The following is a 25797-nucleotide window of genomic DNA, read 5'->3' on the forward strand; positions in this document are numbered from 1 at the left end:
TCTTTTAAGGTCAAAACCAGGGGCAAAACCGGCGGCTCTGCCCCTGCATCATCTTACTTCGCGGCCGCATCGAGCGCCAGATTCAGTTCCAGCACATTAACGCGCGGCTCGCCGAAAAAGCCGATATACGCGGTTTTCTGCACCTTGGCGATGGCGTTTTCCACCTGCGCCAGCGGCACGGCGCGCACGCGGGCCACGCGCGGCGCCTGGTACAGGGCGCCCGCCAGGCTGATTTCCGGGTCCAGGCCGCTGCTCGACGCCGTCACCAGGTCGACGGGGATCGGGTTGCGGTTGCCTGGATCAACTTCCTTCAGGGCGGCGATGCGCGCCTTGACGGCGTCCACCAGGGCCGGATTGCTCGGTCCCTGGTTCGAGCCGCCCGAACCGGCGCCGTTATTCGCCATCGGCGCGGTGGCCGACGGCCGGCCCCAGAAATACTTGGGCGAGGTGAAGGACTGGCCGATCAGCATCGAGCCGACTGGCTTGCCACCACGCTCGACGATGCTCCCGTTGACTTCATCGTTGAAGGCCAGCTGGCCGATGCCGGCCGTGGCAAACGGATAGACGACGCCGCAGATCACGGTCAGCGCGGCAAACAGGACCAGGGCGGGACGTACGATAGTGCTCATGATGGTTCCTTTAAACTAAATTGAGGGCGGACAGCAACATGTCGATCAACTTGATCCCGATGAAGGGCAAAATAATCCCGCCCAGGCCGTAGATCAGCAGATTGCGGCGCAACAGGCTGGCCGCGCCGATGGCCCGGTACTGCACGCCTTTCAGCGCCAGCGGAATCAGCACGACGATGATCAAGGCATTGAAGATCACGGCCGACATGATGGCCGAGGCGGGGCTGGCCAGGTGCATGATGTCGAGCGCCTTCAACTGCGGATAAGTGCCCACGAAGGCGGCCGGGATGATGGCGAAGTACTTGGCGATGTCGTTCGAAATCGAGAACGTCGTCAGCGAGCCGCGCGTCATCAGCATCTGCTTGCCGATTTCGACGATTTCCAGCAGCTTGGTCGGGTTCGAATCCAGGTCGACCATATTGCCCGCCTCTTTCGCCGCCTGCGTGCCCGAATTCATGGCCACGGCCACGTCGGCCTGGGCCAGCGCCGGTGCATCGTTGGTGCCGTCGCCCGTCATCGCCACCAGGCGGCCTTCGGACTGGTAGCTGCGAATCAGCTTGAGCTTGTCTTCCGGCGTCGCTTCGGCAAGAAAATCGTCCACGCCCGCTTCGGCGGCAATCGCGGCCGCCGTCAGCTTGTTGTCGCCCGTGATCATGACCGTCTTGATGCCCATGCGGCGCAATTCCGCAAAACGCTCCTTGATGCCGCCCTTGACGATATCCTTCAGTTCCACGGCGCCCATGACGCGGCCATCATCGACCACCACCAGCGGCGTGCTGCCGCGGCGGGCGATGTCGTCGACGGCGCGCCCCACCTCGGCCGGATACGGCTGGCCCAGCGCTTCCACATATTTTTTCATGGAGTCGGCCGCGCCCTTGCGCAACTGGCGCACCTGCTGCTCGCCAGGGATATCCATGCCGCTCATGCGCGTTTGCGCCGTGAAGGGCACGAAGGTGGCGTGCAGGCTGGCCATTTCGCGTTCGCGGATATTGAACTTCTGCTTGGCCAGCACGACGATGCTGCGCCCTTCCGGCGTTTCATCGGCCAGCGAGGCCAGTTGCGCCGCGTCGGCCAGCTGCTGTTCCGTCACGCCGGGTGCCGGCACGAAGCTCGATGCCTGGCGGTTGCCCAGGGTGATGGTACCCGTCTTATCGAGCAGCAGCACGTCCACGTCGCCCGCCGCTTCCACGGCGCGCCCCGACGTGGCGATCACATTGGCCTGCATCATGCGGCTCATGCCGGCCACGCCGATGGCGGACAGCAAACCGCCGATGGTGGTCGGGATCAGGCACACGAGCAGCGCGATCAATACCGTGATGCTGACGGGAGTGCCGCTGCCGGCCGCCGCCACGGAAAACAGCGAGTACGGCAGCAAGGTCACGGTGACGATCAGGAAGACGATCGACAAGGCCACCAATAAAATCGTCAGGGCGATCTCGTTCGGCGTCTTCTGGCGCTTGGCGCCTTCGACCATGGCGATCATGCGGTCGATGAACGCTTCGCCCGGGTTGACGGAAACGCGCACCAGCAGCCAGTCGGACAGCACGCGGGTGCCGCCCGTGACGGCGGAAAAGTCGCCGCCCGATTCGCGGATCACGGGTGCCGATTCGCCCGTGATGGCGCTTTCGTCGACGGAGGCCACGCCGGCCGTCACTTCACCGTCGGCGGGAATCACGTCGCCCGCCTCGACCAGCACCGTCATGCCCTTGCGCAGGTCGGTGGCCGGCGTAGGCAGCCAGGACGTGCCGTATTTCGGCGTCTGCATTTTCTTTGCCATCACCGTCTGCTTGAGGGCGCGCAGCGAGGCCGCCTGGGCCTTGCTGCGGCCTTCGGCCAGCGCCTCGGCGAAGTTCGCGAACAGCACGGTAAACCACAGCCACACGGCGACGGCGACGATGAAGCCGAACGGCGCTTCACCCTGGCCATTCAGGGCCTGGATGGCCAGGGGTCGTGATGATGCTGCCCACATAGACGACGAACATCACGGGGCTGCGCCACTGCGTGCGGGGGTCGAGTTTTTTGAACGCATCGACGATGGCGGGGCCAATCAGTGCGGAATCGAACAAAGTCAGGCTTGTGCGTGACATGGTAGCCTCTTATTTGATGAAAAGTTGCAGGTGTTCGACGATCGGGCCCAGGGCCAGCGCGGGAACGTAATTCAATACACCAACCAGCACGACGACGCCGATCAGCAGGCCGATGAACATGGGGCCGTACGTGGGCATGGTGCCGGCATTGGCCGACAGGCGCTGCTTGGCCGCCAGCGAACCGGCCACCGCCAGCACGGGCACGATCACGCCGAAGCGGCCGAACCACATGGCAATCGCCAGCATCACGTTGTAGAACGGCGTGTTGGCGGACAGGCCGGCAAACGCGCTGCCGTTGTTGTTGGCCGCCGACGTGAAGGCATACAGGATCTCGGAGAAGCCGTGCGCGCCCGGATTGGCCACGCCGATCTTGCCCGGTTCGACCATCACGGCGATCGCCGTGCCCGTCAATACCAGGGCTGGCGTAATCAGGATGGCCAGCGACACCATCTTCATTTCATAGGCCTGGATTTTCTTGCCCAGGTATTCAGGCGTGCGGCCGATCATCAGGCCGGCGATGAAGACGGCCAGGATGGCGAACATCAGCATGCCGTACAGGCCCGTGCCCACGCCGCCGAACACCACTTCGCCGAATTGCATCAGCAGCAGCGGCACCATGCCGCCCAGGGGCATGTAGGAATCGTGCATGGAGTTGACGGCGCCGCACGATGCGGCCGTCGTCACCGCCGCGAACAGGGTCGAGGAGCTGATGCCGAAGCGCGTTTCCTTGCCTTCCATATTGCCGCCCGATTGCAGACTGCTTGCCTGCTGGTCCACGCCCAGCGCCTGCAAGGCGGGATTGGCTTGCTGCTCGGCGCTCATCACGCCGGCCGTCATGACGACGAAGATCAGGCTCATCGCGGCCAGCACGGCCCAGCCCTGGCGCAGGTCGCCCACCATGCGGCCGAATGTGAAGCACAGGCCGGCGGGAATGATGAAGATGGCCAGCATCTGCAGGAAGTTCGACAGCACGGTGGGGTTTTCATACGGATGCGAAGAATTGGCATTGAAGAAGCCGCCGCCGTTCGTGCCCAGCAGCTTGATCGATTCCTGCGACGCGACGGGGCCCATGGCGATCGTCTGCGTCGTCGCCACTTGCGCTTCCATCACGGGTTGACCGGCCGTATCCAGCACTGGCTGGCCATCGGCTGTCACTTTCGGCGTTTCATACGCCACGTGGTCGAGCAGGGTCACTTCCTTGTAGGCGGAAAAATTCTGGATCATGCCTTCGCCCATGAAGACGACGGACAGGGCCAGGGACAGCGGCAGCAGGATGTACAGGGTCGAACGCACCAGGTCGACCCAGAAATTGCCGATCGATTTGCCCGAGCGCGACGCGAAACCGCGCACCAGTGCGAAGATCACGGCGATGCCGGTGGCCGCCGAAAAGAAGTTCTGGCATGCCATGCCCAGCATCTGGGTCAGGTAGCTCATGGTCTGTTCGCCGCCGTAGCCCTGCCAGTTGGTGTTGGCGACGAAGCTGACGGTGGTATTGAACGAGGAATCGGGGCTGACGGCGCCCAGGCCCTGGGGATTCAAGGGCAGGAAGCCCTGCAGGCGCTGCAGGCCGTACACGAAGACGGCGCCCACCGTGTTAAACACGATCAGGGCGATGGCATAGCTTTTCCAGCCCATGGCCTTGTCGGCGGGAAGGCCCGACCAGCGGTACAGCAGGTTTTCCAGCCTTTGCAGCCAGCCCAGGCCGCGCACGGGGCCGTCGCCGGCCACTTTGGCCATGTACAGGCCCAGCGGATAGCCGGCGGCCAGCAGCACGGCCAGGAAGGCCACCAATAACAGTATCGATTGCGTCGTCATCACAGTTCCTCCGCCTTCAGCAGCGCCACCAGCAAATACACGAGCAGGCCGGCCGAGACGACGGCGCCCAGCACATAAAATGCGTTCATTTGACGCTCCCTAATTTGTCGCAGGCGACGGCAAAGCCGGCCGCCACGACGAAAAACACGGCAATCAAGCCGAGATACACGAGATCCATTCCCACCCTCATTCAGGTTTGTTTTGATAGTGAGCAGATTAGCCAAAAGGGTCTAAAAAATTCGTAAAGACTGGGAAGGCAGCTGTAAACAAGATGTAAAAATGGCGGCTTTACCGCATAAAATCCATCACAATTGGCGCAAAACCACGCGCGCGGCGCACTGTTGTTGCCTTGGAGTAGCGCTATTGCTCGCCGGACAAGATAGAATGCGCGAGCGTCCGCACAAGGACGCCAAGCCTGCCGCACTGCCCTCCCCCAGTGACGCTGGACGGGATATACTGTATATTCATACAGTTATCGCCGCCGCTGTCATTGCGCCCCGCAGTGCCCTGGCCTGGCGTTCCAACCACTGTCTTTACTTAGCTTGAACACGTATGGCCACTAAAAAACCAGCATCCGACTACAGCGAATCATCCATCCGTGTCCTGAAAGGACTGGAACCCGTCAAGCAGCGCCCGGGGATGTACACCCGCACTGAAAATCCGCTGCACATCATTCAGGAAGTGATCGACAATGCCTCCGACGAGGCGCTGGGCGGTCATTGCACGCATATCGCCGTGACGCAAAACACGGATGGCAGCATCACCGTCGAAGACAATGGCCGCGGCATTCCCGTCGGCCTGCACCCGGAAGAAGGCGTGCCGACGGTGGAAATCGTGTTTACACGGCTGCACGCGGGCGGCAAGTTCGACAAGGGTTCGGGCGGCGCCTACGCGTTCTCGGGCGGCTTGCACGGCGTCGGCGTATCCGTCACGAATGCGCTGTCGACGCGCCTGGAAATCACCGTCTGGCGCAAGGAAAGCGACGGCAACGGCTTGCACCACATGGTGTTTGCCAACGGCGACGTGATCGAGCCCCTGAGTTCTCGCCCCGCCCCGCGCGACGGGAAAAAATCCGGCACGCGCGTCACGGCCTGGCCCGATGCAAAATACTTTGATTCTCCCAACATCTCGCAAACGGAGCTGCAACGCCTGCTGCGCTCGAAAGCCGTGCTGCTGCCGGGCGTCACCGTCACGCTCACCAACGCGAAGACGGGCGATACGCAGACCTGGCAGTACGCCGAGGGCTTGCGCGGCTACCTGACCGAAACGCTGGCGCAGGTATCGAATGGCGAAACCCTGATTCCCCTGTTCGAAGGCGCGCAATACGCTGGCCCGGACTCGGAAGGCTTTGCCGAAGGCGAAGGCGCGGCCTGGGTCGTGGCGTGGACGGAAGAAGGCGCCATCGTGCGCGAATCGTACGTCAACCTGATTCCCACCTCGAATGGCGGCACGCACGAATCGGGCTTGCGCGACGGTCTGTTCGGCGCCGTGAAAAACTTCGTCGAAATGCACTCGCTGCTGCCCAAAGGCGTGAAGCTGCTGCCGGAAGACGTGTTCGCGCGCGCCTCGTTCGTGCTGTCGGCCAAGGTGCTGGACCCGCAATTCCAGGGCCAGATCAAGGAACGCCTCAATTCGCGCGATGCCGTGCGCCTCGTCTCGACCTTCACCAAGCCGCCGCTGGAACTGTGGCTGAACCAGCACGTCGATTATGGCAAGAAGCTGGCCGAGCTCGTGATCAAGCAGGCGCAGTCGCGCCAGCGTTCGCTGCAAAAAGTGGAAAAGAAAAAATCCTCGGGCGTGGCCGTGTTGCCGGGCAAGTTGACCGACTGCGAATCGTCGGACATCACGCGCAATGAACTGTTCCTCGTCGAGGGCGACTCGGCGGGCGGTTCGGCCAAGATGGGCCGCGACAAGGAATTCCAGGCGATCCTGCCCCTGCGCGGCAAGGTGTTGAACTCGTGGGAAACGGACCGCGACCGCCTGTTCGCCAATAACGAGATCCACGACATCGCGGTGGCCATCGGCGTCGATCCGCACAGCGCGTGGGCGACTCGCCCGACCTGTCGGGCCTGCGCTACGGCAAGATCTGCATCCTGTCGGATGCGGACGTGGACGGCTCGCACATCCAGGTACTGCTGCTGACGCTCTTTTTCAAGCATTTCCCCGTCCTGATCAACAAGGGCCATATCTGCATCGCCCGTCCGCCTTTGTACCGCGTGGATGCACCGGCGCGCGGCAAAAAGCCGATGCAGAAGATCTATGCGCTCGACGACGGCGAACTGCTGGCCATCGAGGACAAGCTGCGCAAGGAAGGCGTGAAACAGGGCGCCTGGTCGATCTCGCGCTTCAAGGGCCTGGGCGAGATGAACGCCGAGCAGCTGTGGGAAACGACGATGAACCCAGACACGCGCCGCCTGCTGCCCGTCACCCTCGGCGAAGTCGACCACATGGCCTCGGCTTCCCGCTTCAATATGTTGATGGGCAAGGGCGAAGCGGCCGGACGCCGCGCCTGGATCGAGGAACACGGCAATGAGGCGGAGGCGGATATCTGATGATCATCGGCATCGACCTGGGCACCACCAACAGCCTGGTCGCCATCTGGCGCGACGGCAAGGCTTCCATCATCCCGAATGCGCTCGGTGAACACCTGACGCCGTCGTGCGTGAGCATCGACGACGACGGCACCGTGCTGGTGGGCCGCGCCGCGCGCGAGCGCCTGCAGACGCACCCGCAGCTGACGGCGGCCGTCTTCAAGCGCTACATGGGCAGCGAAAAGAAGATCACCCTCGGCACGCAGCAATTCCGCCCGGAAGAACTGTCGTCGATGGTGCTGCGCGCGCTGAAGGAAGATGCCGAAGCTTTCCTCGGCCACCAGGTCGAGGAAGCCATCATCACCGTGCCCGCATATTTCAGCGATGCGCAGCGCAAGGCCACGCGCATCGCCGGCCAGCTGGCGGGCTTGCGCGTGGAGCGCCTGCTCAACGAACCGACGGCCGCCGCTCTGGCCTACGGCATCCGCGACAAGGAACAGGAAAGCAAATTCCTCTCGTCTTCGACCTGGGCGGCGGCACGTTCGACGTGTCGATCCTGGAACTGTTCGAAGGCGTGATGGAAGTGCGCGCCTCGGCCGGCGACAATTTCCTGGGCGGCGAAGACTTCGTCACCGTGCTGGTCGACGCTTTCATGGAAGGCAGCGGCTTGCGCGGCGCCGTCGGCAGCCGCCTGCTCGATCCGCGCCAGCAGCAGCTGCTGCGCGACGAAGCCGAGCGCGTCAAGCGATTGCTGTCGGAGCAGCCATCCGTGCGCATGGCCACGCGCTACCAGGACCAGGAATATAGCTGGGAGATCGGCGAAGACAAGCTGGCGCAGCTGTGCGAGCCGCTGCTGGCCCGTTTGCGCCTGCCCGTGGAACGCGCGCTGCGCGACGCCACCATCCGCGCGGCGGAACTCAATGAAGTGGTGCTGGCCGGCGGCGCCACGCGCATGCCGCTGGTGCGAAAACTCGTCTCGCGCATGTTCGGCCGCTTCCCCGCCATCCACCTGGACCCGGACGAAGCCGTGGCGCTGGGCGCCGCCGTGCAGGCGGGCCTGAAGATGCGCGACGCGGCCCTCGACGAAGTGGTCATGACGGACGTGGCGCCGTATTCGCTGGGCATTTCGATTTCGCGCCAGGTCGGCGCGAACCAGTATGAGGGCGGGCATTACCTGCCCATCATCGAGCGCAATTCCGTGGTGCCCGTCTCGCGCACGGAAAACATCACCACCATCTACGACAACCAGAAGGAAATCAACGTGGCGATCTTCCAGGGCGAGTCGCGCCTGGTGGCCGACAACGTCTTCCTGGGCAAGATCAGCTTCCCGATACCCGCGAAAAAGGCGGGCGAGATCGGCATCGACGTGCGCTTCACCTACGACGTCAGCGGCGTGCTGGAAGCGGAAGTGACGGTGCTGGCCACGCAGGAAAAGCACAAGATGGTCATCAGCGACAATGCGGGCGTGATGACGCCGGAACAGATCGAGCAGCGCTTTGCGGAACTGGCCGACCTGAAGATCCACCCGCGCGAGCAGATGGAAAACCGCACCCTGGTCACGCGCGCCGACCGCCTGTACGAACAGTCGCTGGGCGACATGCGCCAGTACCTGGCGGCGCACACGGCCAATTTCCAGGCCGCGCTGGAAACGCAGGATCCGAACACCATCCGCAAAGCGCGCCAGGCGCTCGATGAGGTGTTGCGCCAGGTCGAGAGCGAGAGCTTCCTGTAAATGGACGGCGGCATGCACAACGGACAGCGCAGCCTGTGGGATATCCTGGGTACGGAGCCGACCGGCGACGAGCGCGCCCTCAAGCGCGCGTACGCGAAGCGCCTGAAGGTGACGCGTCCCGAGGACGATCCGGCCGCCTTCCAGGAGCTGCGCGAAGCGTATGAATACGCGCTGCGCCATGCGTCCCATTTTGCCGGGGAACTGCCGGAAGCGGAATCGGCCGGTGCCGAGGCGGCGGAAGTGCCAGAAGCACCGCCCCTGGAACCTGCCGACCTGTGGGGCGTCATTGACGACGCGGCGCAGCAAGCACCCACAGAATTATGGGGCATCATTGCCCAAGAACCGGCACCGCAGCCGGAACAATGGGGTGTGGTCGCCGTCGATCCGGCGCAGGAAGCGGAGTACCTGTGGCAAGGCTGCCTGGCATGGATGCGGCAGGCGGATGCGGGCGACGCGCTGGCCCGCATGCTGCAGGACGATGCCATGCTGAACCTCGACGTGCGCGAGGAATTCGAGCTGTGCGCGCTGCGCTACTGCGCCAGCGCCGGCTATGACCTGGCGCTGCGCCAGGCCCTGTTCGAACAGCTGGGCTGGGACTACGACTTTTCCTATCTGGCGCGCAGCCATGCGGACCTGGTGCGCAGCGCCGTGCAGCGCTACCGGGCGGACCGCTCGTTCGCCCATTTCAGCGACAACCGCGACAGCTATCCCGGCCTGGACTGCATCATGTCGCAGCAGGCGCCAAGCGCCTACGCGCGCCAGCTGTTCGACCGAAAATTCACGCTGCAGCTGCGCGAGCTGCTGCACACGATACGCTGGCAGCACGGCGAGATGCTGGCCTACAAGCTAGATACGGACCTGTTCGAGCGGTGGGAACACGCCGTGCATGCCAAGCGCTACTTCAAGCAGACGGCGCTCGCTTCGTGCGGCCTGGGCTTCGTGCTGCACTTCATGCTCGCGGGCGTGCTCGACGCGGCCGGCTTCAAACTCGGCGACGCGGCCGCCCATGCCAGCCTGCTCGGCTTCCAGGCGCTGGCCTTTTCCCTGCTGGCCATGCATGCCTTGCGCTGGCCGGCCCCCCTGTTCGCGCGGCTCGACTCGCTGCAGGAAGCGCTGCAGGAGCGCCTGCCCGTGCTGTGGCAGCGGCCCGGCTTGCGGCAGCTGGGCTGGATCGTGCCCTATCTGCTGCTGGCCCTGATGCTGTTCCTGCCAGAACGCAGCGACACCATGCGCCTCGTCACTGCGGCCGGTTTGTGCGCGTCAGCCCTGCTCGCATATGCGATGAACCGCCAGCTGCTGCATGGCATGCTGCTGCTCCTGGTCCTGGGCATGTCGCTGTTCGCCGCCATGTTCATGAGCGGCAAGGGGCAGTCGGCGCTGGCCATCGGCGACGCCATGCCGATGATGTTTTGCCTGGCGGCGCTGGCCCTGCGCAGCGCCACCGGCCTGTATGGCGATTGCGGCTGGCCGGAGGCGCTCTTGCCCCGCCTGCGCGCGGCATGGCTGATCGGCTGCACGGGCTTGCTGTCGCTACTGTATGTGCAGCAGTTGCCGGCCGCCCTCGTCGGCGCCGCGCTGTATGCCTGGTCGTGCGCCGGCCTGCTGTTTTCGCCCACCGATTTCAAATGGAAGACGATCTGGCCGGTGGTGCTGGTGCCATCCATCGGCATTTTTTTGCTGGCCGGTCAGGCTCCTTCCATCCGCGCCATGCCGATGATGCATAACAGCGTCGAACTGGCCGTGGCCGTGCTGTATCTGACCTTGCGCTATATGTATCTGACGTACGGCAAGTCCTTTTCCAAATCCAGGCTGTCATAATCAGCCCCACGAATTCATCCGCAACCACTTAACACCGAAACAAGCGCCATGTCCACACAAACCAATTTATTTGACGATGCCCAGCCTGAGCCGATCGAGCCGGATGAACCGGTATTCGACGGCGAAGCGCTGACCCTGTCCACCTTTGCCGAGCGCGCCTATCTCGATTACGCCATCTCCGTCGTCAAGGGCCGCGCCCTGCCCGACGTGTGCGACGGCCAGAAACCCGTGCAGCGCCGCATCCTGTATGCGATGAATGAGCTGGGTCTCAACTCCACGGCGAAGCCGCGCAAATCGGCGGCCGTGGTCGGCGACGTGCTGGGTAAATTGCATCCGCACGGCGATCAGTCCGTGTACGACGCGCTGGTACGCATGGCGCAGGATTTCTCCTTGCGCTACCCGCTGATCGATGGCCAGGGCAACTTCGGCTCGCGCGATGGCGACGGCGCCGCAGCCATGCGTTACACGGAAGCGCGTCTGACGCCGATCGCCAAGCTGCTGATGGATGAAATCGGCATGGGCACGGTGGATTTCCAGCCCAACTACGACGGCTCGACGGAAGAACCGAAGCTGCTGCCGGCGCGCCTGCCGATGGTGCTGCTGAACGGCGCCTCCGGCATCGCCGTGGGCCTGGCGACGGAAATCCCGTCGCACAACCTGGCGGAGGTGGCGAAAGCGGCCGTCGCCATGATCCGCGATCCGAAGATGACGCACGCCGAGCTGATGGCCATCATTCCCGGCCCCGACTTCCCCGGCGGCGGCCAGATCATCACGCCGCCCTCGCAAATCGCCGACATGTACGCGAGCGGCCGTGGCAGCATGAAGGTACGCGCACGCTGGAAGATCGAAGAGCTGGCGCGTGGCCAGTGGCAAGCCGTGGTGACGGAACTGCCGCCGGGCACCTCCTCGCAAAAAGTGCTGGAAGAAATCGAGGAACTGACGAATCCGAAGATCAAGCGGCAAGAAGGCGCTGTCGCCGGACCAGGTAGCCCTGAAGGCGCTGATCCTCAATTCGCTCGACACCATCCGCGACGAATCGGGCCGCGCCGCGCCCGTGCGCCTGGTGTTCGAACCGAAATCGAAGAACCAGGACCAGACGGAATTCATGCTGATGCTGCTGGCGCATACGTCGCTGGAATCGTCGACCTCGATCAACCTGGTGATGATCGGCGGCGACGGCCGTCCGCGCCAGAAAGGCCTGGGCGATATCCTGCGCGAGTGGATCGATTTCCGCTTCGAGACCGTCACGCGCCGCACCGGCTACAAACTGGGCAAGGTCAAGGACCGCATTCATATCCTGGAAGGACGCGAAGCGATCCTGCTCAATATCGACAAGGTGATCCAGATCATCCGCAATTCGGATGAACCGAAAACGGCCCTGATCGACGCATTCAAGCTGTCCGAGCGCCAGGCCGACGACATCCTGGAAATCCGCTTGCGCCAGCTGGCGCGCCTGGAAACGATCAAGATCCAGCAGGAACTGGCCGAGCTGCGCAAGGAAGAGAAGTCGCTGCAAGACCTGCTCGACAACCCGGGCTCGATGAAGCGCGCCATCATCCGCGAAATCGAAGCGGACGCCAAGCAGTTTGGCGATGCGCGCCGGACCCTGATCGAGGAAGCGCAAAAAGCCGTGGCGGAACAAAAAGTGGTCGATGAACCGGTCACCGTCATCATTTCGGAAAAAGGCTGGGTGCGCGCACGCACCGGCATCGGCCACGATGCGGCGCAATTCACCTTCAAGGCGGGCGACAGCCTGCATGGCGCCTTCGAGTGCCGCACGGTCGACACCCTGCTGGGCTTTGGCAACAACGGCAAGATCTACTCGGTGCCCGTCTCGGCGCTGCCCAACGCACGCGGCGACGGCGTGCCAATCACGACCTTGTGCGACCTGAGCGGCGGTACGCCGGGCAACGCCGTGCGCATCCTGCACTACTTTGCGGGCAATGGCACCACCAATTTGCTGCTGGCGTCGAGCGCCGGCTACGGTTTCATTGCCAAGGCGGGCGACATGACGAGCCGCTTGAAAGGCGGCAAGGCCTTCATCACCCTGGACGATGGCGACGTGCCTTTGGCGCCGAAAGTCATCTCCGAGGCGGCCAGCGCCCTGGCCTGTTTGACGGAAGGCGCGCGCCTGCTGGTGTTCGGCCTCGATGAAATGAAAACCCTGTCCAAGGGCGGCACCGGCGTCAAGCTGATCGACCTCGATGCCAAGGACAAGCTGCTGGCAGTGCAGCCGATCACGCAGCGCGGCCTGGTGGTCTCGGGCATCGGCCGCGCGTCGAAACCGCAGGATGCGTCGCTGGGCGCCACGGCTCTGGCCGAGCACTTCGGCAAGCGCGCCAAGAAGGGCAAGGCGCTGGCGGCCAAGCTGAAACCGGTGTCCATGGTAGCCATCGGCTAAGCGCCATCGATTCCTACGAAAAGACAGGTTCGCCTGTCTTTTTTTTCGCCCATCGCATCTGGCAGCAGAGAAAATAATTTTACAAATACGTCCCCCGTTCCCGTTACTCCTGCAGGCATGCCACCGGCATGCCGCCCACGAACAGGAGAGCAAGGATGACACACAACGTTTCAGGCAGGCGGCCATGCAGCGCCTGACGCCCGCGGAACGGCTGGTAGCGGCCATGGCGGCCGAAGGCTTGCCGTACAAAAGCATCGCCAGGGAACTGGGCAAGTCGCCGGCCACCGTGCGCAACCAGTTGCATGCAATTTACCAGAAACTGGGCGTGGGCAACCGCACGGCGCTCGCGCACAAGCTGCGCGGCCAGCCTTAATGCCGCGCCAGGCGCAGCACGTCGGGTGTCGCTTCGACGATATCGATCACGTCCTGCTTCCCGGCTGCATCCCCCAAAGCATAGCGGCCCATGCCCAGGGGCACCAGCCGGGAGACAAAACCGGCGCGGGGACGATCGTCGGAACCGGGTGCCATCGACGTCAATGTCGCCTCCCCTTGCGCCATGGCGCCGGCGGGTGCGCCGAATTCGAGCACCTTGCGCCCCTTGCGACTGGGAGGAAAGGCGAAGGTGGCCGTGGGCCGGTACACCTCGACACCGTCCGCATCCTCTTCGAAGGAGTGCGTCCAGCTACCGCTGGGCAAAGCCATCGTCATGCCGTGCATGCCGCCTCCCGTTTAATATATTGACGTCAGAAACACGATACCACGCCGCCCAGGCTTTCATAGCCGCTCACGGACGGTGACCAGGCCGTGCCGTTCCACGCCTTGTGGAACAGAGCCCCATTCGTACCCGTGACAAACACGTCGAGGCGGTTCAGCGCCCATGCCGTGGCGCGCGGACGCGAGGTGCAGATGCCGCCCAGGTTTTCAAACCCCGTCACGGATGGCGACCAGGCCGATCCATTCCACGCCTTGTGGTACAGGGCGCTGTCCGTGCCGATGACGAACAGGTCGAGCCGGTTGGCCGCCCACGACACGGCTTCCACCTCGCCCACGCAAATGCCGCCCAGGCGCTCGAAGCCATCGTTGGAAGGGCCCCATTTCGCGCCATCCCACCATTTATGATACAGCGCGCCATCGGTGCCCGTCACAAAAACGTCGAGGCGGTTCGGTCCCCACGCCACCGCCTTCGGCGACGAGGTGCAGATGCCGCCCAGGCGCTCGTAGCCCGTCAGGGACGGTCCCCAGGCCGTGCCGTTCCACCACTTGTGATACAGGGCCCGGTCCGTGCCGATGACGAAGACATCGAGGCGGTTCGGTCCCCACGCCACAGCTTCCGGCTGGCCCAGGCAGATGCCGCCCATGGCTTCGTACCCCGTCAGCGACGGCCCCCAGGCGGACCCGTTCCACCACTTGTGGTACAGGGCCCGGTCCGTGCCGACGACAAACACGTCGAGGCGGTTCGGGCCCCAGGCCACGGCGCGCGGGTCGCCCACGCACAAGCCGCCCATCGCTTCATAGCCCGTCAGGGACGGACCCCAGGCCGTGCCGTTCCACCATTTGTGGAACAAGCCGCTGTCGGTGCCCGTGACGAAAACGTCGAGCCGGTTCGGCCCCCACGACACCACCTGCGGCGCACTGGTGCAAATGCCGCCCTGCCCTTCGTAACCGGTGACGGACGGCGCCCAGGCCGTGCCGTTCCAGGCCTTGTGGTACAGCGCGCGGTCGGTGCCCAGCACGAAGACGTCGAGGCGGTTCGCACCCCAGGCCACGACAGGGGAAGAGCTCTGGCGCGGCGTGGCGCCTGTGCCGCCCGTCCCCGTGCCGATGCTGGCGCGCGGACCATCGAGACAGGCCTGCATGCGCGCCACCTGGCCCGCCGTGAACATGAACATGGCGGGATCATCGACGTAATCCATGTAGTTCATGAACATGTCGCCATTCGGCCCGTTGCTGCAGGAAATGTGCGGGAACGAGGGCTGGCCCGTATTCGGCCCGCCCTGGTTCGGCGTGTCGGCCACGTTGTCCGTGCCCGAGCAGCCGGTGCCGTCGTCGCCCCAGATATGGTTCAGGTTCAGCCAGTGGCCGATTTCGTGCGTGGCGGTGCGCCCCAGGTGGAACGGCGGCGCCGCCGTGCCGGTCGTGCCGAAGGCCGATTGCAGGATCACCACGCCGTCGGTGGCGGCCGGGCCGCCGGGAAATTGCGCATAGCCGAGCAAGCCGCCGCCGAGCTGGCACACCCAGATATTCAGGTAGCTGTCGGCAGGCCAGGCATCCATGCCACCCGTCGCCTGCGACTTGACGGCATCGTCCGCACCAAACGAGGCCACCGTCGTCTGGCGCCGCTCGATGCCGCTGGTGGCCGCGCCATGCGGATCGATCGTGGCCAGCGCGAACTCCACGCGCGCATCGGCCGTCAGCGGCAGGAACGGCGCCGGCGTACTGTTCACGTCGGGATTGACGCGGCGGAAGTCACGGTTGAGCACATCGATCTGGCTTGCGATCTGTGCATCCGAAATATTCTGCGCGGCCGTATTCCACACCACGTGCACGACCACCGGTATCTGCGTCACGCCGGAACGTCCGGCGCTGCTGCCGGCCCCCTCGTACATGCCAGCCTGGTTTTCAATATCGGCGCGGATGTTCGCATACGATGGATCTTCCGTCAGCAGGCGGCGATGCACATCCATCGTGGCGCAGGTGCGCACCTGCGGCGTACCGCCGCCCTGGCCGCCGCCCTGGCCGCCGCCGTCGCCGTCGCCGTCGCCGCCCATGCCGCCTGCACCGCCCCCGCCATCGCCATCGCCATCGCGGTCGCCCCCCATACCGCCGCCATCGCCCACGTGCATGCAACTGGCGCCCGCCATGCCTTGCGATGCCTGCTGCATGGCGCCGCCCGGCATGTCGCCGGCATGCACTGCGGCCGCGCCCTGGGTGAGCGACGCCTGATCCGCGTACGACATGCCCAGGCGCGGCCCCGGCATGGCGTTGGCGCCGGCCGCATCAGTGCCGGCATGCACGTCGCCCTCGACCGGCATGGATTGCATGGACTGCATGGCCGGCGCGCCTTCAGCCGAACCGGTGGCCGGTGATTTTTTCGTTTTAACGGTGCTCATGATGTCTCCTTCGTCTGTTTGCCAATTCACTATGGCACGGCGAAAAGAACAGCATTTGTGCCAGATCAAGACTGGCAAGCGGTGCCCAAAAAAAGTGGCAGACAAAAAAAAGACAGCCGAAGCTGTCTTTGGGATTTGCAGGCCGTGGCCCGCAAACGGGGAATTACTTGGCGGCGGCGGCCTTGACTTCAGCGTCGGCCTTGGCCTTGGCTTCTTCCGTCTTGGTGGCGGCGAGGGCTTTGTCGGCGTTCGCTTCCACTTTTTCCTTGGCGACCTTGGCGTTCGCTTTCACGGCAGCCTTGGTGGCTTTCGCATCGGCCTTGGCGTCGGTTTTATCGGCCTTGGCTTCCGCTTTCAGCTTGTCTTCCGCATCGGCGTGGACGACCTTGTCATGAGCCTTGGCCTTGGTTTTGTTCGCCTTGTGCTGGGCGTCGGTTTTCTTTTCGTCAGCCTTCATTTCGGCCTTGGCGACATTGGCGTCAGCCTTGGCATCGACCTTGGCTTCCGAAGCGGCAGCCTTGTTGACGTCTTTTTGCGCGGAGGCCTGGGCTTTCACGACAGCTTCCGTGGCCGGTGCCGTTTGAGCGAAGGCGGCGGTAGCAAACAGGGTGGCGATCAGGGCGGCGAGTAATTTGTTCATGATGAGACCTTTCAATATGGTTTAATTTTATTCTTACTAAAGGCGGGCAAAATGTTCAAAATTTGCCAGGCATCGCGCTGTTTCTTGATGTAGCGCAATGGCATGACTTCATAGTAAAGATAACTGGCAAACCACACAGTGCGTTAGCGCACTCAACGAGAAATATGTGCAAATCGGCAAATTTCCCATCGAGCGCGGCCGGACGCGTCAGATCCTCATGCGCCCACGGCCAGGGCCGCGTGGCGCGCCGCCACCCACTCTTCATTGGCCGGCTCCACGCCCACCACGATGCGGCTGGCGTCGGTGGAGAGATACGGCTGGCGTTGCGCGCATTGGCGTCGGCATCGAGTACGGGGCCGATAAAACCGAGCTCGGCGCAGATGCGCTGGCGCAGTTCGGCGCTGTGCTCGCCGATACCGGCCGTAAACACCAGCATGTCCAGCCCGCCCAGCACGGCCGTCAGGGCGCCGATCTCGCGCACGATGCGGCGGATATATAAGGCCAGCGCGGCGCGGATGCGTTCGCCCGTGGCATCCTGCCGGTCCTGTTGCGCCAGCAAGACCGGCGGGTCGGCCGACACGCCCGACACGCCCAGCAAGCCCGACTCGTGGTACAGCACATGCGCCACTTTTTCCAGCGACAGCTTTTCGATTTCCATCAGGTAGATGACGGCGCCCGGATCGAGCGAACCGCAGCGCGTGCCCATCATCAGGCCGTCGAGCGCGGAAAAGCCCATGGTGGTGGCCACGCTGTGCAAATTGTCCATGGCGCACAGGCTGGCGCCGCTGCCCAGGTGGGCCACGATGACCTTGCCGCGCGCGACGGCGCCAAAACGCCGCTCCAGCACCAGCGACTGGTACTCATACGACAGGCCGTGGAAACCATAGCGGCGCAAGCCCCGCTCCCACGCATCGTAAGGCAGGGCAAGCATCTGCTCGACCTGCGGCACCGTGTGGTGGAAGGCCGTGTCGAAGCAGGCCACCTGGGCGATGTCGGGGCGCGATTCAAGCAGCACCTCGATCGCTTCCAGCGCGAACGGCTGGTGCAGGGGCGCCAGCGGCACATAGCTTTTCAGGTCCGCCAGCACCGTGAAATCGATGCGCACGGGAGCGAAATACTTGCTGCCGCCATGCACCACGCGGTGCGCCACGGCGCGCAGCGCACGCCCGTCCAGCTGCGCCACCACTTGCGCGCGGATGTATTCGAGCGCCGCGTGATGCGGCTGCTCCGGGTCCAGCTGCAAGGCGACCGCCGGCAGGCCGCCAGCGCGGTAAGTGGCGTTTTCACGGCCGATGCCTTCGACCTTGCCGCTCCATTGCGCCTGCTGCAGCAGCACGCCGCCCGCCTGCTCGAACAGGGCGAACTTGATGCTCGACGAGCCGCAATTGAGCACCAGGATCAGGGTGCCATCAGTATGTTGGACTGCTGCGTTCATGGCGGCGTGCTCCGGTAATGGTTGGCCAGCATCACGGCGATGGCGCACGAGGCGATGCGACTGGCGCGCGAGTCGGCGCGGCTGGTAAGGATGACGGGGATTTTCGCGCCCAGCACGATGCCGGCGCTGTCCGCGTCGCCCATGTATTCGAGCTGCTTGGCCAGCATGTTGCCGCTTTCCAGGTCGGGCACCAGCAAAATATCGGCGCGGCCCGCCACTTCCGAGACGATGCCCTTGACGGTGGCGGCGGCAATCGACACGGCGTTGTCGAAGGCCAGCGGGCCGTCGAGGATCGCCCCCGTGATTTGGCCGCGGTCGGCCATCTTGCACAGGGCGGCCGCGTCCAGCGTGGCCGGCATGTCCGCATTCACCGTTTCCACGGCGGCCAGGATGGCCACGCGCGGGCAAGCCACGCCGATCACGTGCGCCAGGTCGATGGCGTTGCGCACGATGTCGGCCTTCATGGCCAGGTTCGGCGCGATATTGATGGCCGCATCCGTGATGATGAAAGGACGCGGATACGCGGGCGTCTGCATCAGGAAGCAGTGGCTGATGCGGCGCTTGGTGCGCAGGCCGGCGCTGGCCGACAGCACGGCCGACATCAGTTCATCCGTATGCAGACTGCCCTTCATCAGCGCCTCCACTTCGCCCTTGCCCGCCAGTTCGGCGCCGCGCGCGGCGGCCGCATGGCTATGCTCGACGTCCTCGATGGCGATGCCGGCCAGGCTCAGGCCCGCTTCGGCCGCCACCGCTTCCAGGCGCGCGCGCGGCGCCACCAGCACGGGCGTGATCAGGCCGGCCGCATAGGCGTCGAGCGCGCCCGACAGGCTTAATTCATCGCAGGGATGGATCACGGCGACCCGGATCGGCCCCAGCGTGCGTGCATGTTCCAGCAATCGCCGCGTGCCGTCGCCGTTATGCAGGCGTACCTCGGGCAGGGTGGCGCGCTGGCGTTCGATCTGCTCGGCGGGCGCGATCACCTGGGCTTCGCCGTCGAGCACCACGGCGCCATGCTGGTTGACGCAGCGGCACGCCAGGGTCACGTGGCGGCTGCGCGGCTCGAGGGCCGTGACGGTGACGCTGATGGCCAGCGTATCGCCCACGCGCACGGGTTGCAAAAAGCGCAGGGTCTGGCCCGTGTAGACGGTGCCGGCGCCGGGCAAGCGCGTGCCCAGCACGGCGGATATGAGGGACGCGCCCCACATGCCGTGCGCGATCACGCCCTGGTAGCGGGTGGCGGCGGCAAATTCGGTATCGAGGTGCTGCGGGTTGTCATCGCCCGACATCACCGCAAACAGGGCGATATCGTCCATGCTCAGGGTGCGCGTGATGCTGGCGCTGTCGCCGATGGCGATCTGGTCGAAGGTGCGGTTACGTACGATATTCAGATCATCGTCTTGGGTAGTAGTCATCGTGGTCTTCTAGGCAGGGGTAATGTGTTTGGCCGGTTTGGCTTTGGATCCGGCATGGGAGGCGCGCGCGTCCGGCGGCAGCGCCTTCGCCTGCGCCTTGACCGCGCGGTCGAAGACGTCCAGCATCTGCTGCAGGCTCGCTTCTTCGTCCGGCGTCGGCGCTTCCGGCACTTGCAGCACTTGCTGCAGCCACTCGGCCAGCGCGCCGATGTCGTCCGGATCGGCGCGCGACAGCAAGGCCGGCAAGGCGGCGATGGCGGTATCGAAATCATGCAGCATCAGGCGCGCCTGCTGGCGCACGATGCCGCGGAATTCCTCCATGCTGACCTCCTGCCGGTATTGCGGCTTGATCAATTTGAGGGCCAGGTTGACCCTGCGCTCATCGGCGATCATGCGGAAGCGGTAGATGTAGAACAGCGCGCGCACGGCCGCTTCCACCAGGCCGCCCCGCTGCATGTCCTCGTCCATCTTGCGCGTTTCGCAGCGCACGTATTCGCAATGCTCGGGCGAGATGCCGGGATGGGGGCGCGGCGGCGTAGCGTCGCCGATGGCCTGTCCCGTCAGCGCCTGCACCAGGGGCGAGCCGTACACCAGGTCGAAGGTGGTTTCCTGCAGCATGTCGCGCCAGTCGCGCCAGCCGTTCAAGCCGGCCGTGATGGCGCCGGAGACGGCTTCCTGCATGGCCAGCAGCGGGTTGTCGGGCGATACCGGCTGGCGGTGCGCGCGCACCTTTTCCGCCTCCTTGGCGACCAGCCTGGCCAGCGGATTATGATCCGTCCAGCGCTCGTACGACACGCGCAGCGGATGCGCAAGCTGCAGGAAGCGCGCCGACTGCGGCGTGACCATGGCGCGCACCCACGGCTGCGCAAACGTGCGGTACAAGGCCAAGTTGACCTCGGATACGCGCGCGGCGGCGGCGAACTTGCGGTCGTTTTCCACGCTAGGCTGCACGATGGCGCCACGTCCTCGATGCCGCGGTGCTCGACCTGCAGCACATAATCTCCGCTGGCCAGGTCGGCATTCGGCGTGTCGGGCGTCTTGTCGACGATCCTCGCTTCGTAGATCCCGGCCGGCAGCAGGTTGATCAGGTCGATATTGCTGGCGAATTTCTGGTGTTCCTTGTGCCCCACCTTGGCCGAGACGAAGATGCCCAGGTGGCCGATGCTGTCGTGCACGGCATACACGATGGTCTGGTCGTGCATCAGCACGTCGTTGTCGTCGCGGTACAGGTCCGTGATCCAGCCCAGGGCCTGTGGCGGCGGCGTAATGTTGTCACCATTCGAGCAAAACACGACGATGGGCGAACGGATATTGCGCAAGTCCAGCCGCACGCCGTCGGAAGTGATCAATTCCGCCGTGGCCAGGCGGTTGCCGATGAACAGATTGTCGACGATGTACTGCATCTCGACGTCGTTGAGGAACACGTGGCCGCCCCAGTATTTTTCAAATTCCAGGTAACGCGGCGCTTCCGTATCGATGTTCGCGTACAGGTTGTACTGCTTGCTCCACAGGGTGTTGGCCGGGTTCAGTTTTTCGAAATTCTGCACCAGGCTGGCGCCGTCGAAGCGGCCGTTGCCCAGGTCGCCCGCCAGGGCCGTGGCCCAGCTGCCGCCCATCAAGCCGCCCGCGTAGCGCATCGGATTGCGGCCATGCCAGCCGGCCCAGTAGGACACGGGCGCGCCGGCCACAATGATGGGGCCGAACAATTCCGGGCGCATGGCCGCCGTCATGAGGATTTGCCAGCCCGCCTGGCAATTGCCGATGACGACGGGCTTGCCTTCGCTGCGCGGATGCAGGGCGATGACTTTTTCCAGGAAAGCCGCCTCCGCATGCATCACGTCTTCCACCGTCTGTCCCGGCACGGGATCGGGCAGGAAACCGATGAAGTAGCACGGGTGGCCGGCGCGCAGGGCCACGCCGATCTCGCTTTCCGCCTTGAAGCCGCCGATGCCGGGACCGTGACCGGCGCGCGGATCGACGACAACAAAAGGGCGCTTCGATGGATCAGGCTCGGGCGCATCGGGCGTCAGGATGCGCGCCAGGCCGTAGTTGACGGGGCGCGCCAGCTCCAGGCCCGACATCACCAGTTCGGCGGGGAAGTCCAGCACGTTCGGCACTTCCTCGGCCAGGTGTTCCTGGTACTGGTTGCCGCGCCGGCGCATCACGTCCGCGTACAGCACAATGCGCTGCCAGGAGTCGCGCGCATAGTCACCCAGCATACCAAGGGACGGCAAGCCGCCGGTGGAGAAAAATGGTGCAGCTTCGATCTTCATGGCTATCCTTTTCATGCAAAAAACGCCGGACCATTCCGGCGCGGGACTACGCCATCTGGCTGATGGTCTTGCGAAAGCGCGCCAGCGCGAAGGTAAACAGGGCCGTACCGATGGCCAGCAGGGCGAGGAACGGCTTCCACACCACGTCGATGCCGGCGCCGCGGTACAGGATCGCCTGGCTCAATTCGACGAAATGCGTGGTCGGTGCGATCAGCATGATGTTCTGCACCAGCTCGGGCATGCTTTCGCGCGGCGTGCTGCCGCCCGAGAGCATTTGCAGCGGCAGCAGCACGAGAATCAAGAGCATGCCGAACTGCGGCATGCTGCGCGCCACGGTGGCGAGGAAAATGCCCATCGAGGTGGTGGCAAACAGGTGCAGCGCCGCGCCGCACAGGAACAGCGCGATCGAGCCTTCGATCGGCACGTGCAGCATGCCGCGTACCACCAGGTTCAGCGACAGGGCGGCGGCCAGCAGCACCACCAGGCCCATCGACCAGACCTTGCCCAGCATGATCTCGGCCGGCGTCACGGGCATCACCAGCAAGTGCTCGATGGTGCCATGTTCGCGTTCGCGGATCAGGGCCGCCCCCGTGAGGATAATCGACAGCATCGTCACCTGGTTGATCAGCTCCATCAGCGAGCCAAACCACGCCTGGCTCAGCGAGGGATTGAAGCGCGCGCGCATCACCAGGTCCACGGGCGAGACGGTCGCGCCCCGATAGCGTTTGGCGAATTCGGCTATTTCACCGGCGACGATCTGCTGGATGTAGCCGCTGCCGCTGAAGGCCTGGCTCATGCGCGTGGCGTCGACGTTCAGCTGCAGTTCCGCCTGGCGCCCGCCCAGCACGTCGGCCTGCAGCTTGGGCGGGATCGTCAGCACGAAGGTGTACCGGCCCGCATCGAGGCCCGCATCGACCTGGCTCTGGTTGATCATGGCCGGCGGCGTGAATTGCGGCGGGAAGAAGGCCGAGGCGATGCGCCCGGACAGGGGCGAGCCATCCTCGTCGACGATGGCGATCGAGGCCATGTGCAAGGTTTCCGGCTTGGCCGTGGCGGCCACGTAGATGGCCAGGGTGAAGGTGTAGAGGATCAGGATCAGCATCATCGGATCGCGGATCAGGCTCCAGATTTCCTTCACGCCCAGGCGGTAGATGTTTTCAAGGTGGCGCATATCAGCTCTCCTGTTTCTTCAGCAGCGCCACCGTCACGCCGAGGATCACGGGAATGGCGACGATCAGGGGCCAGAACGAGGCGTGCAGGTCGCCAAAGCCCAGCGCCTTGTTGAATACGCCCCGGCTGATATTGAGCATGTGCGTGGCCGGGTACATCAGGCCGATGGCCTTGCCCACGCCTTCCATCGACGAGACGGGATTGAGCAGGCCGGAAAACTGGATGGCCGGGATCATGGTGCCGATCATGGTCACGAACAGGGCCGCGATCTGGCTGCGCGTAAACGTCGAGGCGAACAGGCCGATGCCGGTGGCGCAAATATTGAAGATGAAGGTGGCGCCGATCAGGGTCGGCAAGCTGCCCTTGATCGGCACGCCGAAGGCGGTGACCGCCAGCAGCGCCATGAGGACGAAGTTGAACATGGCCAGCACGACGTACGGCACCTGCTTGCCGAGCAAGAATTCCAGGCGCGTGACGGGCGTCACGTACAGGTTGATAATGGAGCCGAGTTCCTTTTCGCGCACCACGGACAGCGCCGCCAGCATGGCCGGCAGCATCAGCAGCAGCAGGGGAATCACGGCCGGCACCATGGCGGGCAGGCTTTTCACGTCCGGGTTGTAGCGGTAGCGCGTCTGGATGGCGACGGGATTGCTCATCGTGATGCCGTAGCGGTGCAAGGCCTGGTCGGCCAGCCACAGCTGATGCATGCCCTGCACGTAGCCCTGCACGGTTTCGGCGCGCATCGGCATGGCGCCGTCGATCCACGCGCCCACCTGCGCCGGCGCGCCGCGCTGCACGTCGCGCGCGAAGCCGGGCGGAATCTCGATGGCCAGCGACAGTTCGCCGCTGCGCATGCGCTTGTCGATATCGGCATAGTCGCGCAACGGCGGGCGCTCGACGAAGTAGCGCGAACCGGCCAGGTTGTTCGTGTAATTCTGGCTCAAGGTAGTCTGGTCGTGGTCGAGCACGGCATAACTGAGATCTTCGACATCCAGGCTGATGCCGAAGCCGATGACGAACAGCAGCAACACGGAGCCGCCCAGCGCCAGGGTCAGGCGCACGGGGTCGCGCCGCAGTTCCAGCGCCTCGCGCCACATGTAGCTGAGCATGCGGCCCAGGCTGAAACGGCTGCGCCGGTGCTGCGGCGCCGGTGCCGCTTCCTGCGGCACGGACGCCGGCGCTTCCTGCACTGTCGACGGCGCAGTGCCGCCGCCCGCCTCTTCCAGGTAGGCGATGAAGGCCGCTTCCAGCGATGGTGCGCCCTTCTTGCGCACCAGTTCGGCCGGCGCATCGCTGACCAGCACTTTACCCGCGTGCATCAGTGAGATGCGGTCGCAGCGCTCGGCCTCGTTCATGAAGTGGGTGGAAATGAAGATGGTGACGCGGTCGCGCCGCGCCAGTTCGATCATCAGGCGCCAGAAATTGTCGCGCGCGATGGGGTCGACGCCGGACGTCGGTTCGTCGAGGATCAGCATTTCCGGCTTGTGCACCATGGCCACGGCCAGCGACAATCGCTGGCGTATGCCCAGCGGCAGGCTGTCGGGCAAGTCGTCCATCACGGCGCGCAGGTCGAAGCGCTGCGCCATTTCGTCGATCCTGGCCGGAATCTCGCCCTCCGGCACGTGGAACAGGCGCGCGTGCAGCACCAGGTTCTGGCGCACCGTCAGTTCACTGTACAGAGAGAATGCCTGCGACATGTAGCCGACCCTGCGGCGCGTATCGATGTCGTTGGAATCGACTTCCTTGCCGAACAGCCAGGCCTTGCCTTCCGTGGCCGGCAGCAGACCCGTGAGCATCTTCATGGTGGTCGACTTGCCGCAGCCGTTCGAGCCGAGAAAACCGAAGATCTCGCCGCGGCCGATGCGGAAATTCACATGGTCGACGGCGGTAAAATCGCCGAAGCGCATGGTCAGGTCTTTGGCCTCAATGGCGACGTCCTGCGCGCTGGCTGGATCCAGCGGCGTGATGACCACCGGCTGGTGGCCGGCGCGCTTGGCTTCGGGCAGCAGCTTGATGAAGGCCGCTTCCAGGTTGTCGCTTTGCGTGCGCGCCAGCAGTTCGGCCGGCGTGCCCGTATCGAGCACCTTGCCGTCATCCATGGCCACGAGCCAGTCGAAGCGCTGCGCCTCGTCCATGTAGGCGGTGGCCACCATCACGCTCATTTGCGGGCGCTGCACGCGGATGCCGGCGATCAGGTCCCAGAACTGGGCACGCGCCAGCGGATCGACGCCGGTGGTCGGCTCATCGAGAATGAGCAGGTCGGGATCGTGGATCAGGGCGCAGCACAGGCCCAGCTTCTGCTTCATGCCGCCCGACAGTTTACCTGCCGGGCGCGCGAGGAAGGGCTGCAAGCCCGTGCTGCGGGTCAGCTGGTCGATGCGGCGGCGGCGCTCGGCGGCGTCATGGCCGAACAGGCGCGCGAAAAACTGCAGGTTTTCCTCGACCGACAGGGTCGGATACAGATTCTTGCCCAGGCCTTGCGGCATGTAGGCGATGCGTGGACAGACGTCGTCGCGATGGCGCGCGTCCTGCATGTCGCCGCCCAGCGCCATCACGCTGCCCTGCTGCACGGCGCGCGCGCCGGCCACCAGCGACAGCAAGCTCGATTTGCCCACGCCATCGGGACCGATCAGTCCCACCATGCGGCCGGCCGGCACATCGAGGTCGATGGCGTCGAGCGCCACCGTCTTGCCGTAATGCTGGCTGACGCCCTTGATGCTGACGACAAAGGAAGTCACGTCCAT

11 protein-coding genes and 6 pseudogenes are annotated in these 25797 nt (G+C 64.6%); 5 read left to right on the forward strand and 12 right to left on the reverse strand.

Annotated elements, in window-relative coordinates:
* Positions 1–53: 53 nt before the first annotated feature.
* From kdpC to kdpF, 4 genes and pseudogenes are all read right to left on the reverse strand, one after another.
* Positions 54–629 carry a potassium-transporting ATPase subunit KdpC gene (gene kdpC / locus ACQVLG_RS03575; protein ID WP_474292860.1) on the reverse strand — a complete coding sequence of 192 codons (576 nt, stop codon included), beginning with the start codon at positions 627–629 and terminating at the stop codon, positions 54–56.
* A 10-nt stretch (positions 630–639) separates the two neighbouring features.
* Positions 640–2716: pseudogene (kdpB, locus tag ACQVLG_RS03580) on the reverse strand (potassium-transporting ATPase subunit KdpB).
* 9 nt (positions 2717–2725) lie between these two features.
* Positions 2726–4531, reverse strand: coding sequence for a potassium-transporting ATPase subunit KdpA (gene kdpA / locus ACQVLG_RS03585; protein WP_474292861.1), 1806 nt, complete (start codon positions 4529–4531; stop codon positions 2726–2728).
* Complete coding sequence (gene kdpF, locus ACQVLG_RS03590) at positions 4531–4620, reverse strand: K(+)-transporting ATPase subunit F (protein ID WP_034746483.1); 90 nt, start codon at positions 4618–4620, stop codon at positions 4531–4533. Before kdpF ends, kdpA begins: the two co-directional genes overlap by 1 nt.
* Before the next feature lie 463 nt (positions 4621–5083).
* Between kdpF and ACQVLG_RS03595 the strand changes: the two are divergent.
* The 5 genes and pseudogenes from ACQVLG_RS03595 (at position 5084) to ACQVLG_RS03615 (ending at position 13386) form a co-directional block, all read left to right on the forward strand.
* Positions 5084–7083: pseudogene (locus ACQVLG_RS03595) on the forward strand (DNA topoisomerase IV subunit B).
* Positions 7083–8794: pseudogene (locus ACQVLG_RS03600) on the forward strand (molecular chaperone HscC). Before ACQVLG_RS03595 ends, ACQVLG_RS03600 begins: the two co-directional pseudogenes overlap by 1 nt.
* 12 nt (positions 8795–8806) lie before the next feature.
* The gene (locus ACQVLG_RS03605) at positions 8807–10612 is read left to right on the forward strand and encodes a hypothetical protein (protein WP_474292862.1); all 1806 of its coding nucleotides are present in this window, start codon (positions 8807–8809) and stop codon (positions 10610–10612) included.
* Between the two features lie 48 nt (positions 10613–10660).
* Positions 10661–13013 (forward strand): annotated as a pseudogene (gene parC / locus ACQVLG_RS03610) (DNA topoisomerase IV subunit A).
* A gap of 184 nt (positions 13014–13197) precedes the next feature.
* Positions 13198–13386, forward strand: coding sequence for a helix-turn-helix domain-containing protein (locus ACQVLG_RS03615; protein WP_035822224.1), 189 nt, complete (start codon positions 13198–13200; stop codon positions 13384–13386).
* Here the strand turns inward: ACQVLG_RS03615 and ACQVLG_RS03620 are convergent.
* From ACQVLG_RS03620 to rbbA, 8 genes and pseudogenes are all read right to left on the reverse strand, one after another.
* The gene (locus ACQVLG_RS03620; protein WP_474292863.1) at positions 13383–13715 is read right to left on the reverse strand and encodes a hypothetical protein; all 333 of its coding nucleotides are present in this window, start codon (positions 13713–13715) and stop codon (positions 13383–13385) included. The genes ACQVLG_RS03615 and ACQVLG_RS03620 overlap by 4 nt on opposite strands.
* 41 nt (positions 13716–13756) lie before the next feature.
* Positions 13757–16123, reverse strand: coding sequence for a DUF8189 domain-containing protein (locus tag ACQVLG_RS03625; protein WP_474292864.1), 2367 nt, complete (start codon positions 16121–16123; stop codon positions 13757–13759).
* A gap of 163 nt (positions 16124–16286) precedes the next feature.
* Positions 16287–16763 carry a hypothetical protein gene (locus ACQVLG_RS03630; RefSeq protein ID WP_474292865.1) on the reverse strand — a complete coding sequence of 159 codons (477 nt, stop codon included), beginning with the start codon at positions 16761–16763 and terminating at the stop codon, positions 16287–16289.
* Positions 16764–16978: 215 nt separating this feature from the next.
* Positions 16979–18198 (reverse strand): annotated as a pseudogene (locus ACQVLG_RS03635) (acetate/propionate family kinase).
* Positions 18195–19610: a bifunctional enoyl-CoA hydratase/phosphate acetyltransferase gene (locus ACQVLG_RS03640; protein WP_474292866.1), complete on the reverse strand. Its 1416-nt coding sequence runs from the start codon at positions 19608–19610 to the stop codon at positions 18195–18197. The pseudogene ACQVLG_RS03635 and the gene ACQVLG_RS03640 overlap by 4 nt, the downstream one beginning before the upstream one ends.
* Before the next feature lie 9 nt (positions 19611–19619).
* Positions 19620–21829: pseudogene (locus ACQVLG_RS03645) on the reverse strand (DUF3141 domain-containing protein).
* Between the two features lie 100 nt (positions 21830–21929).
* Positions 21930–23054: an ABC transporter permease gene (locus ACQVLG_RS03650; RefSeq protein WP_230538938.1), complete on the reverse strand. Its 1125-nt coding sequence runs from the start codon at positions 23052–23054 to the stop codon at positions 21930–21932.
* 1 nt (position 23055) lies between these two features.
* On the reverse strand, positions 23056–25797 hold the full coding sequence (gene rbbA / locus ACQVLG_RS03655; RefSeq protein WP_474292867.1) for a ribosome-associated ATPase/putative transporter RbbA: 2742 nt from the start codon (positions 25795–25797) through the stop codon (positions 23056–23058).

The sequence above is a fragment of the Janthinobacterium sp. TPC_1 genome (assembly GCF_056037845.1).

Excerpts from the sequence above, each read along its gene's own strand:
- kdpC (WP_474292860.1), bottom strand. The coding sequence starts at position 629 with ATGAGCACTATCGTACGTCCCGCCCTGGTCCTGTTTGCCGCGCTGACC.
- kdpA (WP_474292861.1), bottom strand. The coding sequence starts at position 4,531 with ATGACGACGCAATCGATACTGTTATTGGTGGCCTTCCTGGCCGTGCTG.
- kdpF (WP_034746483.1), bottom strand. The coding sequence starts at position 4,620 with ATGAACGCATTTTATGTGCTGGGCGCCGTCGTCTCGGCCGGCCTGCTC.
- ACQVLG_RS03605 (WP_474292862.1), top strand. The coding sequence starts at position 8,807 with ATGCACAACGGACAGCGCAGCCTGTGGGATATCCTGGGTACGGAGCCG.
- ACQVLG_RS03615 (WP_035822224.1), top strand. The coding sequence starts at position 13,198 with ATGCAGCGCCTGACGCCCGCGGAACGGCTGGTAGCGGCCATGGCGGCC.
- ACQVLG_RS03620 (WP_474292863.1), bottom strand. The coding sequence starts at position 13,715 with ATGGCTTTGCCCAGCGGTAGCTGGACGCACTCCTTCGAAGAGGATGCG.
- ACQVLG_RS03625 (WP_474292864.1), bottom strand. The coding sequence starts at position 16,123 with ATGAGCACCGTTAAAACGAAAAAATCACCGGCCACCGGTTCGGCTGAA.
- ACQVLG_RS03630 (WP_474292865.1), bottom strand. The coding sequence starts at position 16,763 with ATGAACAAATTACTCGCCGCCCTGATCGCCACCCTGTTTGCTACCGCC.
- ACQVLG_RS03640 (WP_474292866.1), bottom strand. The coding sequence starts at position 19,610 with ATGACTACTACCCAAGACGATGATCTGAATATCGTACGTAACCGCACC.
- ACQVLG_RS03650 (WP_230538938.1), bottom strand. The coding sequence starts at position 23,054 with ATGCGCCACCTTGAAAACATCTACCGCCTGGGCGTGAAGGAAATCTGG.
- rbbA (WP_474292867.1), bottom strand. The coding sequence starts at position 25,797 with ATGGACGTGACTTCCTTTGTCGTCAGCATCAAGGGCGTCAGCCAGCAT.